Raw genomic sequence first — 14,401 nt, 5'->3', positions numbered from 1 at the left:
ATGCAGGTAAAAGACCCACAGCAATTAGCGAAAGTCAGAGATAAGTACCTTGCCGGACAGAAAAAATACCCCCGCAAGGTGATGGTCTGCTGCGGTACGGGATGTCTTGCCAACGGAGCCGGGAAGATTGTTGAGGCCTTTAAAAGCGCTCTCGATAAACGTGAAATAAAGAATTTCGCGGTTGAAGCCATCAAGGAGACAGGCTGTCACGGCTTTTGCGAGCAGGGTCCGCTGGTAATTATCGAACCCGAGGGAATCTTCTACACCAGGGTCAAGCCCAAAGATGTAGACGCGATTATTGAGCAGTCGATTGAAAATAAGAACGTAGTGGAATCACTTCTGTTCACCGAGCCGAAGAGCGGCAAAAAGATTGAGAAATACGACGATGTCGGATTCTTCTCGCACCAGCGTCGCCTGGCCCTGAGAAATCTCGGCAAGATAGCCGCCAACGATATCAGGGAATATATCAGCGTTGGTGGGTATCAGGCGCTGGCCAAGGCCCTGACCGGTATGACGCCCGATGAGATAATAGACGAGATCACGAAGTCGGGTTTGCGCGGACGAGGGGGCGGTGGATTCCCGGCCGGCAAAAAATGGCGTACCTGCCGCGATGTCGAGTCGGATGTCCGGTATGTAATCTGTAATGGCGACGAGGGTGATCCCGGCGCGTTCATGGATCGTTCCATAATGGAGGGTGATCCTCACGCCGTGCTGGAAGGGATGATGATTGCGGCTTTCGCAGTTGGCGCGAGGCAGGGATATATCTATGTTCGCGAGGAATACCCGCTGGCGGTGACGCATCTTTCCAAGGCTATTAAGGATTGCGAAGAAACCGGTCTGCTCGGAGACGATATTCTGGGGACCGGATTTTCGTTCGAGATTCATATTGCCCGGGGGGCGGGCGCTTTCGTATGCGGCGAATCATCGGCTCTCATGAAATCTGTCGCCGGCGAAGTCGGTGAGCCGCGAGCCAAGTATATCCGGTCGGTCATAAAGGGGCTGTATGATCAGCCGACCGTGTTGAACAACGTTGAGACCTTTGTCAATGTTCCGCTGATCATAAATAGAGGCGCGGACTGGTTCAAGAGTATCGGCACCAGGAAAAGCTCGGGAACGAAAGTCTTCTCCCTCGTCGGGAAAGTCCGCAACACCGGTTTGATTGAGGTTGCCATGGGCACCACCCTGCGCGAGATTATTTACGATATCGGCGGGGGCATAATCGATAATCGCCCGTTCAAGGCAGTTCAGACCGGCGGACCATCGGGCGGTTGTCTTCCCGATTCACAGCTCGACCTTCCCGTAGATTTCGATTCGCTCACCGAGGCCGGTTCGATGATGGGTTCGGGTGGCATGATTGTCATGGATGATAAGACGTGCATGGTTGATGTCGCCCGTTATTTCCTGTCTTTTCTTGTAGCCGAATCGTGCGGCAAGTGCGTTCCCTGCCGTGAGGGTCTGTACCAGCTTCATGCTCTGACGGATAAGATTTGCCAGGGGAAGGGTAAAGAGTCGGATCTCGACAAGATCGAGAAACTCTCGGAGATGGTGATTATCGGTTCGCTTTGCGGGCTGGGGAAATCAGGTCCGAATCCGGTGCTGAGTACGCTGAAGTTTTTCAGAGACGAATACCTGGCGCATATTCGGGACAAACGCTGTCCCGCCGGCGTATGTCGCGATCTCATAAAATATGAAATTTTGGACAGCTGCACGGGTTGTACCGCCTGCGTGGCGGTCTGCCCCACCGGCGCCATCACGGGAAAGAAAGACAAAGTACACATACTTGACCAGAAGAAGTGCACCAAGTGCGGAGCTTGCTTTGCCATCTGTCGCTTCGACGCTATAGAGGTTAGTTAGGAGATAGAATGGTCAGTTTGACAATAAACGGAAAGATCGTTCAGGCCGAGGAAGGCGAGATGCTTTTGTCGGTGCTGCGGCGCGAGAAGATAGACATTCCCGCGCTGTGTCACCATGAGGCGGTTGAGCCTTTCGGAGCCTGTCGCCTGTGCGTTGTGGAAATTACCCGTGAATCCTGGGACGGATGGTGCGACTATGTGACTTCGTGCCTCTACCCTGTTTCGGCCGGTCTGATTGTAAATACGCACGCGCCGAAAGTAAACGAACTTCGCAAAACGATACTGGACCTGTTTCTGGCTCGACACCCGAAGTGTCCGGAGATTATTCAATTGGCCGGCGAATACGGGGTAATCAAAACCAGCTATGAAACGGTTAAAGACGGCAATAACTGCATCCTGTGCGCTCTCTGTACCCGGATATGTGATCGTATGGGCTTCAAGGCGATATCTACCGTCGGGCGCGGACACGGCAAGGAGGTGGCTCCTCCCCTTCGTCAGGCCCCGGTGGATTGTGTCGGGTGTTTATCGTGCGCCAAGAACTGCCCGACGAATTTCATAGAATACAAGATTAAGGGTACAAAACTTACCATCTGGGATCGCACCTTTGAGCTTATGACCTGTGGCCAGTGCGGGAAGCCGACCATAACGAAGGAATTCGCCGAGCGGTTGAGCGCGGAGCGGAATATCCCGGTCGAGTATTTCTCGCTCTGTGATGATTGTCACCGCAAGGATCTGGCAACGACAATGGGCCGAATCGCTGTCTGGGAACGGGAGGCACAATCATGAAATACCGGTTTATGGTAACACCGAATTTGTGCACCGGATGCCGTACCTGTGAATTAGCCTGCTCGTTCACGCATGCCGTCGATGGTTTACGCGGCCAGACTCGAATATATCCTCTCGCCGGTGGGCATAAAGACCTGTGGGTCCCGGTGGTATGCCTTCAGTGCGACGACGCCTCCTGCGTGAAGTCGTGTCTGGTTGATGCTTTGCGCCGCAACCCACAGACCGGAGCTATCGAGCTTAACCAGGAGGTGTGCGTAAGGTGTATGGCCTGTGTGGCGGCCTGCCCGTTTGGTTGCGCGATTCTCGATGAACAGCACAACATCGTTGTCAAATGTGACCTGTGCAGTGGTGATCCGGCCTGCGCCCACTTCTGCCCCACCAAGGCTCTCGAGTGGAAGGCGGTCTTGCCGACTCAAAAAAGGGTTGCCGGATAAACGGTTCTCGTTCGTCCTTATGGTGGCGACGGTTCTTGTTGTCGAGGGAACCGAAGCCCTTTAAATTAGTCTTGACACTGTTGGCAATAATAAGCTAATTAAAGACTTAGCTTTCGCGTTACGGGCAACGGTCCTGATCCGCGGAAACAGCCAAATTCCGTCGGGTTGGAACTCAGAATTCGAACGAAACGTATTTAAAATATCTCGCAATCGGAGGCAGATATATGAGACTCAGTGACCGCGAACAAGACGGCGTGGTGATTTTGGAACCAAAGGGAAAGATCATGGGGGGGCCAGATGCGAGTCTACTGCACGATAAGCTTTACGAATTTATAGAGCAGAACAAAAAGCGGGTCGTAATCGACCTATCTCAGGTGGATTGGATGAACTCGACCGGGCTGGGCATTCTTATCTCCGGCTACACCACTCTTCGCAACACTGACGGCGAGCTCAAACTGGCCAATGTAACCGACAAGATCCAATCGCTGCTCACAATTACCAAACTGGTTACCGTTTTTGAGGCCTACGAGTCCGTTGACGAAGCTGTAAGGTCATTCAAGTAACCATGTTGTTTAGCTGAGAAGAAACATCACATTTTGGCAGGTAGGCCTCGCAGAGTCCTGCCTGTTTTTTTAGGAGAGCTTGCCCCAATGAAAAGACCAATCATATCTGGGGACACCATCACCATACCGTCAAGCCAGGAATACCTCACCGACGTAGATGTTTTTATTGAGGGTATTCTGCGGGGATACGGCGCTGACGAGTCGGTGATAGCCGACATCGCCATATCGGTATCCGAACTCGTCAATAACGCCATCTGCCACGGAAATAAATCCTCGGGCGAAAAGACGGTTCAGGTATCGATCGGACGCAATGGCGGTAAGGTATCGATCACCATTACCGATCAGGGAGGTGGTTTTGACCCCCATAATATCGAAGATCCCCTTGCGGACGAGAATTTACTAAAGGAGGCCGGCCGCGGGATATTTATTGTCCGAAACCTGATGGACAGCGTTGAATTCGGTGATGTTGCCGGCGGTACTGCCGTTACAATCACCAAGAGCCTTAACTAGAAAGTGAAAAGGCAATCGATTCAGAGATGAGTGTCGAGCTGCTTCAAACTCTTCTGTTCTTTTTGACCGGAGCGTTTTTGGTCTTTCTGGCCATAACGATCACCCGTGACAATTTCTCCAACCGGCTCAACCGTGTTACGGGAGCCATGTTGCTGTTTGCCGGTCTTGGACCAATCTTCATCGCTCTGGGCAAAATGGTCGATATTTCCATCACATCCCAGGCCAGTTTTGAAGACAGCGTTACTTACGGGCTTCACTACATATGGGAATTTTTCTTCCCGTCGCTTCTGCTGTTCTCATGGATTTTCCCGGTCGACCGCCTGAGAGATTTCAGGCATCCTCGCCTGCGTTATATCATATTCGTCCCGCAGCTACTTCACGTCCTGATCGTTCTATTTTTCAACGATCTGATTGATTTCCTCGGCAACATCAGAATCGACACGACCACCGAGGGTTTCTCCAGTCTTGTGCTGCAGCCGTTCGCGAAGGTGGTCTCGTGGTTGTATCTGCTGGTTAGTTACGTCAGGTCTTTTGACACCAATATTTTCGGGGTGGTGAGCACCATATATGTTTTGGCCGCGATTTATTTTCTCGAAACGGGGAAAAGATATGTTAACAACCCGCGGCTGCTCACCCAAACCAAAGTTGTGTTGTGGGGAACCCGTGCCGGTCTGGGGCTTCTGCTGGTAGCTCACCTCGGCCCGACTTTCCTGCCATATTCGATTCCGGACACCGCTAAATCGGTCCTGATGATTCTTGCCGTGGCCGCCGGTGCGGGGATATTGATTTTTGCCACGATACGATACCAGTTCCTCGACGTCCGCCTGATATTCCGCCAGTCATTCATATATTCAATCACCTCGGCCATTCTCGTCGGGTTGTACGTATTGCTCGTTGTCAAGTCGAAGCAGATGCTCGAACCCATATTCGGCGAACAGGCACAGGTAATCAGCTATGCTTTTATCATCCTGGTGCTTCTATTCTTCCAGCCGATAAACAACTGGATAGACGAGTTTATCCGTTCACTCTTCATTCGCACTCGCACCGACCATCGTAATGTAATTGAACGCTTTTCGCGTCAGGTGATTTCGCTGTTTGACCCCGTGCGCCTGCGCAACATAATTGAGGAAACCCTTAAGACGACTCTTCTGGTTGAGAAGGTTTATTTCGTCCTGTATGACGACCACGTCAGCGAATACGTGATGCTCCAGAGCGAGGACAACGCCAAGCGGGTAGTTGTGGCTCGCGATGATTTGATGTTGCGTGGTATAAATCTTTTGGACACGCCCACATATTTCCATTCGCTCAGTGATTATGCGGAGGGGTCAACTCTGGCGACCCTGCTCGAGGAGCGTTCGACCAAGCTCATTTTGCCGATGAAAGACGCTGATCACCTGCTCGGTTTCGTGGCGCTGACTGACAAGGCGGCGGGTTATACTTATTCATCCGAGGATATCAATCTTCTCGGTGTGCTGTCCAATCAGATGGTGACCGCGTTGACAAACGCGCGCCTCTATGTTGAGTCCCTGGAGCGCATTCGACTTCAAGAAGAAGTCACCATGGCGCGTCAGATTCAGCTCGATCTGTTGCCTTCGCGACCGCCGGAATTGAAGTGCGCCCGCATTTCGGCCCACTCAACGCCATCCAGAACCGTGGGAGGAGACTTTTTCGATTTCGTTAAGATCGATGAGAACCGTATCGGCATAGTCATCGCCGATGCTTCCGGCAAAGGGATGCCGGCGGCGTTGATGATCGCCCAAACGCAGGCGATTCTTCGAAGCGAAGTCTGCAACGGAAACGCCATTGATCTTGTATTAAGGAATATGAACCAGCAAATCGTCGATTCGTCGTCGGCCGAAAAATACGTCACTCTCTTCTACGGCGAGCTCGATACGGCGAGCGGCAGCTTCTGCTATGCCAACGCGGGCCACAATTATCCCATACTCGTGAAATCCGACGGCCAGATGCAGCTTCTTAAGTCGGGCGGACCGGTAATCGGCGCTCTTCCCATGATGCGCTATCAGTCGGACTCGGTTCAACTCGACTCAGATGACGTGCTTTTCTTCTTCACTGACGGGCTATCGGAAGCCATGAACGAAAAAGAGGAAGAATACACCGAGGATAGGATTCGTAAGTACGTGGTGGAGCACCGAGGCGACGACCCGCAGACCCTGATCGACGGTATACTGAAAGATGTCCGGTCGTTTGATCCCACTTATCCGCCGAAAGACGACACGACCATAATCGCTCTCAAAGTCAACAATGGATTTCAAGGCTATGCCCGACAAATATGACAATTTCGATGCTGAAAGACTTTTCAGACGCAAAGAGCAGATGTCCGGCTACACATTCTGTCCCCTCTGTGCCTTCAAATTGAGACCTGAAATGCTCGATGGTCGCCAGCGTCTGGTGTGTTCCGATAACGACTGCGATTTTGTTTTTTATCACAACCCGATCCCGGCGGCAGGCGTCATGATAGTCGAAGACGACAAGATCCTTCTGGTGCGACGAGCGCATCCACCCAGAGTAGACTGGTGGTGCATTCCGGCCGGATTTATGGAGTGGAACGAACACCCGGCGGAAACGGCCGTAAGAGAGGTGGAGGAAGAAACGGGATTAAAAGTCAGGCTGAAGTCATTTTTCGAGGTTTATTCCGGTAATGACGACCCCAGAAACAACGCGGTATTGATGCTGTATCTCGGGGAAGTTATCGGCGGTGAGATGCGTGCCTCCGATGACGCCTCTGAGGTACGATTCTTCAGCTTCAATGACCTTCCGGAAAAGATCGCCTTCGAGTCGCACATTCAGGCTCTCGCCGACTATACCGCCCGGTTTCGTCGATAGTCATATGAACTCATCTTTCGGCAAAAAGTTATTTCGTCTCTTTCTTCTTTTCGCGCTCATTCCGGCCACAGTTCTGGCTCTGACCGGCTATTTTCTCTCTTCAGAATCACGTCTGGCATCCGGCGGCGCCAAAGCCGCCAGGGTCACCGATCTGGCCGGATATTACAACGACTTTCTTTATGCGCGGATCAAGCTTCAACTGGAGAAATCAATGTGGACGGCCCGGGACACGGTCGGGGGGCTTGATTTTCTGCTGCGTTTTGACGATCCGGGGCACAAAATGCTCTTCTCCCGCACTCCGTTGTCAGATACGCTTATCGAAAAACTGGTAGCGTCGTCGCGCGACGTTTCCAGCGGAATAGTTTCTGACGGACAGACATATGTCCAGTTTTGTCGTTTTGATGAGGGTGATACTTTCAGTGTTCTCGGCGGAATCATACACGGTCCGGGGTACGCCGAACTTCTTCGGCAGGTGCAAACGAGCCAGTCTTCGGTAGCTATCGAACAAGACCTTATCTCCAACTATATCCTGTTCGCCGCATTAGTCCTTGTGGTGATAGGCATCATTACCGCCGTCGCGGCCTATTATTTCTCGGCGAGGATGTCTCAGAATCTGGCTTCTCCCCTGATCAGGCTCAGTGAAGCATCGAAGAAGATCGCGGCCGGTGATTTCGACCAGAGCATTACTACCACCGGTGCTGGCGAAATAGCGATGCTGGTGGAAAACTTCAACGCGATGGCCCGGCAGTTGAAAACCACCACCGCGCGCCTGGCTCAAACGGAACGCGTGGCGGCCTGGAGAAACATTGCCCGACGGTTCGCGCACGAACTGAAAAACCCGCTTCAACCCATAATGGTGTCATTATATCGCATCGAAAAAATCATGGAGGGTTCCGAGCACTACGAAAGGCTTCGGGAACCCCTAAAGGCCGCCTCCGAAGAGATAAAGCATCTCTCGCAACTCGCTGATCGATTCTCACAACTGGCGAAGCTTCCGCCCCCCAATCTGGAACGAGCGAGTCTCAATTCACTGCTGAGCACGACAGCCAAATTATATGAAGAAATGCTTTCGGGTTTTAACTTCCGGCTCGAACTCCCCACTGAAGATATCGTCGCCAAGGTTGACACGACCTATTTCCGCGAAGTCATGAATAACTTGCTGCAAAACTCGGTGGATGCCTCGACAGAAGGGGCAACCATTGTTCTGAAATTATCGGTGTCCGGTGACAAGGCAATAGTCGAGGTTCGTGATTGCGGCAAGGGCATGTCGGCGGAGATAATGGCATCGGCACGCATACCTTATTTCACGACAAAAGAAAAGGGCAGCGGTCTTGGGCTGGCCATTGTCGAGAAAGTAGTCAGCGAAATGTCGGGCGATCTGTCAATAGAATCGATCGTCGGTGCCGGTACCACCGTAAGGGTGAGCATACCGCTCGGGAGGAGCGATGGCTGACAGGATTCTAATCGTCGATGACGAGCCCAATATAACCCTTTCATTCAGCTCACTTTTGCGCGATGAGGGTTATGCTTGTGATACCGCAGCCACAGCCGAAGAAGCGTTCAGTGCCATAGGAAAAGACTCGTACGCTCTGGTGCTGCTCGATTTGAATCTGCCGGGTAAGTCAGGCATCGATTTGCTGCGTGACATCAAAGATAACCCTCATTGTCCGCTGGTGCTCGTAATTTCCGGGCAGACCGACATTCCAACCGCGCTGAAAGCGGTAAAACTGGGCGCCATTGATTATCTGGAGAAACCGGTTTCACCGGAGCGGCTTGTTTCATCGGTTCGATCTCTATTGATGCTGGCAGCCGCTCAACGGCAGCGCAATATCATGGTTGATGACCTCGATGCTCACACGAGAATTGTCGGGGATTCCCGGATAGTAAAAAAACTGCGGGACTTGATCTCGCGAGTGGCCTCGTCCGACGCCACCGTCCTTGTCACCGGCGAGAACGGAACCGGCAAGGAACTCGTGGCCGCCAGGATATTTCTCGAAAGCGTTCGCCGCGATAAGCCATACGTGAAGGTTAACTGTCCCGGAGTTCCGGCGACTCTCTTCGAGTCGGAGCTCTTCGGGCACAAAAAGGGGTCGTTCACGGGCGCGGTCAGAGACTATCCGGGCAAATTCGTCATGGCTGATGGCGGCACGCTGTTCCTTGACGAAATCGGGGATCTTCCCCTGGAATGTCAGGCAAAGTTACTTAGAGTACTTGAAACAGGCGAGGTGGAAACACTTGGTTCAACGGATAGAAAAAAGGTGAACGTGCGCGTCATCTGCGCCACCAACCGCAATCTCGCTGAGCTGATCGCGAAAGGGATGTTTCGCGAAGACCTTTATTACCGAATATCGGTCCTAATAATTGAAGTGCCGGCCTTGCGCGAGCGGGTGGACGATATTCCGGCTCTTGTGGGAGAGTTCCTTCGGCGGTTTGATCCCGGTGGCACAAAGCGACTTTCGACTGAGGCGATAGCATTTCTCACGACACTGGAATACCCGGGCAATATTCGCCAGTTGAAAAACATAATCGAGCGACTGACCATACTGTGCACCGGACCGGAGATCGCTCTGGAGGATGTGATAACCCGCTCATCATTAAGACGTCCACCGGTCAGGTTTGACGATGAGTTGTCGCTTGCAGACAGTCTCGGACGCTTCGAGAGGCAGTTGATAGAACAGACGCTTCGTGAGCAGAACTGGAATATCTCGGCTGCCGCTCGCAGATTGGGCGTGGATAGGGCCAATCTTTCGCGCAAGATTAAAGAACTCGGCCTCAAAAAGGATTGAACCGTTTTTGTGTCAGGGTGTGTATTTCTAACACGGTCAACTGCCGACGGAATTGGTAACCAATTGATAATTCACAACTTGACTTTGCGGCACGGTATTTGTTTTCTACCATTGTAAAACGGAGGATAAAATGAGAAATACATTCGTGGTGATTGCGTTAATGTCGGCTCTGATTCTTCTGGCAGCTTCGCCAATGTTTGCCGTTGACTACAAGGACTATAAGATAACCCGGCTTTCTGAAGAGTACTTTGAGATCAGTTATGACAAAGAGAATGTCACAATCCGGGCGTTTGATGGAGACGAGTTGACTACGCTGGCAGTCTCTCGCGGCAGCCTGAAGTCTGATAAGAACACTATTGTGTCTGAGAAGACCGTATTGTTCGATGAAGCAAGCCTGGTGCTGGGCGGCAAGCGCTACCTGTATGAGAAGATTTCCGACTGCCGAATCACCGAGGACGGCAACACGGTAACGGTGACATTTTATTCTCGCAGGTCTGATTCGACCAGGGTAACAGAGTTCCGTAGCGGAAATCTTATCGCGATTAGCGGATCGGTTACCGTGGAAGAAGGCGACTTTATCAGGGGCATCATATTTTCGCTCGCTGGTAATATTGAAATTTACGGTGAGGTCAACAAAGATATCGTTTCGATTCTCGGGGATATTTATGTCGGCCCGAAAGCGACGGCCCGTGGGGATATCGCCACTGTCAAGGGTCGTATCGATGTTGCCGGAGAGGCTTCGGTGTATGGTGAGACCTTTGAGGTCGACCGGCGCGGTATAAAGCGCATCTGGCGTTTCGAACGTGACGCAAGCGACTTCAATCCCCTCGTTAATATTTCATATGACCGTGTTGACGGCCTGGGGCTTTACGGCGGAGTCTCATACAAAGATCCTGATTCCCTTCTCCCCAGCGTTACCGCCGAGATCGGCTATGGATTCAACTCGGAAAGATGGCGTTATCGTTTTGATGCCGAGCAGGCGCTTCTTCGCGACCCGGCAATCATGGTCGGCGGCTCTCTGTATCGGCGGCTGGCTACAGATGATTCGTGGCTGCTGGGCACCCTCGAGAACACCACCTTCGCGCTTCTGGCCACCGAAGACTTCCGCGACTATTATGAAGCTGAGGGCGGCACGTTATATTTGAAATCGCATCCGGTTAAACATCTCACGCTCCTTACCGGATACCGCTTTGAGGACACCAAATGGCTCGACGCCCGGCGCCATCTTTGGTCGCTGTTCGGCGGCAGCAAACTTTTCCCGGAGAACTTCTCCACCGTATCTGAACCATTTCGAACGGCGGGCATTAGTGAAATAGACTCCACTTCAAACGGCAGTTGGTATTCTTCCGTGATCTGGGACACGCGCGATGACGAAGAACCTTTTGACCACTCCGCGTGGTACGCTACCGCGGACCTGGAATGGTCATCCGACAATTTCAATTCCGATTTTGATTATCGCCGGTACACTTTGGGGTTGCGACGTTATCAGAAAATTAACCGGTACGCGATGGTCATATCACGCGTCATGTACGGCGGCAGCGATGGATATCTTCCCATGTACAAGAGATTTTTCCTGGGTGGCCTGGGAACCCTGCAGGGGTATGATCACAAGGGATTCATGGGCACGCGATTCTGGATGGCCAATCTCGAGTATCGACTCAGGTTCCCACGGGTCGAGACAGCGCTGGCCTTGTTCTGGGATGCCGGCCAGATCGCCAATGAAACGAAGCTAAGCGGTGAAATCGACGTAAAGCACGATCTGGGGGTGGCCGTTTATTTCGAGGATGACTTCCGGATCAGTCTGGCCAAAAGACTGGATCGTTCGTACGATGACAACCCGATATTTTATGTGCGCCTGGATCATGTTTTCTGATCCGCGCGGCCACCGGTAAGGGCGGCGATGAGCAGCAGGTTTTGTTTATTGGCAATCGCTCTGGTTCTTATGCTTGCTTCCGTGGCACGGACGCAGACATCGGAGCCGGATGTCATTAACTTTGATATTTTCGACAACAACGGCGGGATGACAGTCTGGCTTAATCTGTCTCCGCTGATATCATCTCGAAGGATTGATTTGATGCGGGAGGGCGTTGATCACGCCATTGAGTATACAATCTCGCTGCATCGTCCCAAAAAGTTCTGGGGGTCCAGGGAAATTTCCGAGGTCACAGGTGTTAACAAGTTCGGCTATCGTATCGTTACCGAAGATTACTTCTTTTCTGACCTTTCCACAGACAGCGTTGTTGAGCGCAATTTTCTTTCCCTGGCGAGGCTGCACCAGTTCATGGTTGATTCCATAAACATAGGACTTGCGGTCATTGACTCACTCGAGCGGGGCAAAAGCTATTTTGTCGAGATCGCTGTGACGTGTATCTCGCTGACCGGGCTGAATCTTGCTGATATCGAGCGGGCTGATACGACCGGTGAGTCCCCCATCAGGTGGCTTTTCAGGGGTTTTCTCGACCTGACCGATTTCGGCCGCGAAGACTGGAAAGTCAAGTCGCGCGACTTCTTGTTGTCTGAAATCACACCCCGCCAGTAACAACTCGACCACTGCGAGACAGTTTGGTTAAATCTAGCCGGCTTTTCTACCGATATATAACTAAGGCATTTTCCGGGAGAAGAGCACAGCTATGCGCAAAACTGAGGAAAAAAGCGGGGCGGCGAAAAAGGCAACAGTCGCTCATTCTCGGCAAGACGACACTCTACCGGCCGCGGATCATGCGGAAGCCGGTCTTCTGAGCGATATTATCAGCAGGACTCCGGTCGGCATCATCGCGATAGACAGTCATTGTCAGGTTGTGGCGATTAATTCCGCCGCGTTGGAAGTACTTGATATCAACCGGGACCGCGTGAGCCTGGTATCACGGGGAACCACGCCGACAATTTTCTGTGACCTTCTGCCTGAGAAAGAGCAGTCTCGCTGGCAGTACATGATCAATATCGCCCTGTCCACGCAGGAGGATTATTCTCATGACAGGTATTACCACAACACCGGCTACGTGGAAAAAGTGATATCCATCAGGATGTCGCCGCTCAAGGGCGTCGATTGCGGCGGGCTGGTTATAACAGTCGAGGACATCACGGATAAAGTCCTCATGGAGAAATATCTTGTACTTTCGGAAAAACTCGCGGCCAAAGGAGAGGTAGCATCTTCGGTAGCCCGAGAACTCGAGGAGTACCTTCGCGGGGCCAGCCGCGGGAGTGAAGACGCCGAACGGGAAATCGAAGGCAAGAAATACGCTAAGGCCAAAGACAGCATTCAAAAGGTTACCGAGAACATCGTCAGAATCAGGCAGTTCGTGGACAGTCTTATTGATTTCTCCGAGCCCGGTCCGGATTATATCAGCTATGATATCAAACACTTGATAGAAGACCTGTTATTCTCGCTGAGGATGCAGCCGGGGTTTAAGAAAACACATTTCACTATCGAAATGAGCCAGGAGATTCCCAACCTCGAAATGGATGTGGGTCAGATTCAACGGGTTCTACTCAACATTTTGAACAACTGCGCCGATGCGATCGAAGAAAAGGCAGTCGAGTATCAGGCCGAAGGACAGGAGCTTAAGAGGGAAATAGAGATAAGAGCATCTTACGATAAGCTTAGAGAAAAGGTGACAGTCGAAATATCCGACAACGGGGTGGGTATGACCGAGGAGACAATGGGCAAGATTTTCAATATGCATTTCTCGACCAAGAAGAGCGGTCACGGTCTGGGTCTGTATCACGCCAAAAGGATAGTCAAGCAGCATCGCGGCGACCTTGTCGCCAGCTCGGTATACTCTGAAGGAACCACGATAGCCCTTACTCTTCCACGTTTCCAGCCGAAGAAGAAATAGAAACGAGTTCTCGTAATGAAATAAGAAAAGGCAGCCATTGAGGCTGCCTCTCTTTTTTGCATCCGATAGGGCTCAGGGCTCAACGCCCCTGTTGTGCAAAAAACTTATCCGGTTCCGTACTTTGACGGAATGATACGAGCTTCAAGCTCTTCCAGTGTCAATTCGTAGACCATCTTAAACCTCCGGAAAGTGTTTATTGCCGTGGTTATCCGGGAACCTTAATTAACTTCGTCCGACTACCCTATTTGTTCACAGTCGGATTTCTTACCGGGAGAGATGTTTTCGACGAGAAAAGAAAAAGGGCAAGAGTGATGATCCTGCCCTTGGAATTTACAGTAAAGGCTAAGGTGCCTCTGTGCCCGGTATCTCAACCAGCGCCGTACTTGGACGGGATGATACGAGCTTCCAACTCTTCCAAAGTCAGTTCGTAAACCATTCCAAAACCTCCTAGTAATGTTTACTAGCGTGAACGTCGAGCGGCTGCGTAGCCGATTTGCTCTTTTCACTTAGCCTATTTGACTTCGAGCCGCTTTCTTACAGAGTTTGTTGCACTCATCAGGCTTTTTCACCGACTCCCTGCCACAAAAAAAGGCAGGATGATAATCCTGCCTTGAAGCTTTCATTCGCCGGTCCTTAAGACCGCCGGCAACTTAGCCGTCGGCGCCGTACTTGGACGGAGCGACGCGGGCTTCCAGCTCTTCCAACTTCAGTTCGTATACCATCTCAAAACCTCCTGAAACTGTTTATTTTCTGCTTTCACCAGTCATATTTGCCAGGCCATTGAATTCT

The 14,401-nt window shown here is 51.7% G+C and carries 12 protein-coding genes; all 12 read left to right on the top strand.

Translation table 11 applies throughout. The features are described 5' to 3' along the window. The 12 genes from AB1483_06425 to AB1483_06370 all read left to right on the top strand — a co-directional run bounded on the left by AB1483_06425 (position 1) and on the right by AB1483_06370 (position 13,612). Positions 1-1,854, top strand: coding sequence for an NADH-ubiquinone oxidoreductase-F iron-sulfur binding region domain-containing protein (locus tag AB1483_06425; protein ID MEW6412097.1), 1,854 nt, complete (start codon positions 1-3; stop codon positions 1,852-1,854). Between the two features lie 8 nt (positions 1,855-1,862). Continuing rightward, a complete protein-coding gene (locus tag AB1483_06420) occupies positions 1,863-2,639 on the top strand; it encodes a 2Fe-2S iron-sulfur cluster-binding protein (protein MEW6412096.1) in 777 nt (258 codons plus the stop codon). After that, positions 2,636-3,073: a 4Fe-4S dicluster domain-containing protein gene (locus tag AB1483_06415; GenBank protein MEW6412095.1), complete on the top strand. Its 438-nt coding sequence runs from the start codon at positions 2,636-2,638 to the stop codon at positions 3,071-3,073. Before AB1483_06420 ends, AB1483_06415 begins: the two co-directional genes overlap by 4 nt. A gap of 224 nt (positions 3,074-3,297) precedes the next feature. Beyond that, positions 3,298-3,636 carry an STAS domain-containing protein gene (locus AB1483_06410; protein MEW6412094.1) on the top strand — a complete coding sequence of 113 codons (339 nt, stop codon included), beginning with the start codon at positions 3,298-3,300 and terminating at the stop codon, positions 3,634-3,636. An 87-nt stretch (positions 3,637-3,723) separates the two neighbouring features. Continuing rightward, positions 3,724-4,146, top strand: a complete 423-nt coding sequence (locus AB1483_06405) for an ATP-binding protein (GenBank protein ID MEW6412093.1) — start codon at positions 3,724-3,726, stop codon at positions 4,144-4,146. A gap of 26 nt (positions 4,147-4,172) precedes the next feature. Beyond that, positions 4,173-6,440: a GAF domain-containing SpoIIE family protein phosphatase gene (locus tag AB1483_06400; protein ID MEW6412092.1), complete on the top strand. Its 2,268-nt coding sequence runs from the start codon at positions 4,173-4,175 to the stop codon at positions 6,438-6,440. Continuing rightward, complete coding sequence (locus AB1483_06395) at positions 6,424-6,990, top strand: NUDIX hydrolase (protein MEW6412091.1); 567 nt, start codon at positions 6,424-6,426, stop codon at positions 6,988-6,990. Before AB1483_06400 ends, AB1483_06395 begins: the two co-directional genes overlap by 17 nt. Positions 6,991-6,994: 4 nt before the next feature. Beyond that, on the top strand, positions 6,995-8,443 hold the full coding sequence (locus AB1483_06390) for an ATP-binding protein (protein ID MEW6412090.1): 1,449 nt from the start codon (positions 6,995-6,997) through the stop codon (positions 8,441-8,443). Continuing rightward, complete coding sequence (locus AB1483_06385; protein ID MEW6412089.1) at positions 8,436-9,776, top strand: sigma-54 dependent transcriptional regulator; 1,341 nt, start codon at positions 8,436-8,438, stop codon at positions 9,774-9,776. The genes AB1483_06390 and AB1483_06385 overlap by 8 nt, the downstream gene beginning before the upstream one ends. 130 nt (positions 9,777-9,906) lie before the next feature. Further along, positions 9,907-11,649 (top strand): BamA/TamA family outer membrane protein, encoded by a 1,743-nt coding sequence (locus AB1483_06380; GenBank protein MEW6412088.1) that lies wholly within the window; start codon positions 9,907-9,909, stop codon positions 11,647-11,649. Between the two features lie 27 nt (positions 11,650-11,676). After that, a complete protein-coding gene (locus tag AB1483_06375; protein ID MEW6412087.1) occupies positions 11,677-12,315 on the top strand; it encodes a DUF4390 domain-containing protein in 639 nt (212 codons plus the stop codon). Positions 12,316-12,406: 91 nt separating this feature from the next. Next, positions 12,407-13,612, top strand: a complete 1,206-nt coding sequence (locus AB1483_06370; GenBank protein ID MEW6412086.1) for an ATP-binding protein — start codon at positions 12,407-12,409, stop codon at positions 13,610-13,612. Positions 13,613-14,401 lie beyond the last annotated feature (789 nt).

The sequence above is a fragment of the Candidatus Zixiibacteriota bacterium genome (assembly GCA_040756055.1).
Lineage (GTDB): Bacteria > Zixibacteria > MSB-5A5 > GN15 > FEB-12.
This window is presented reverse-complemented; position numbering and strand designations above follow the sequence as displayed.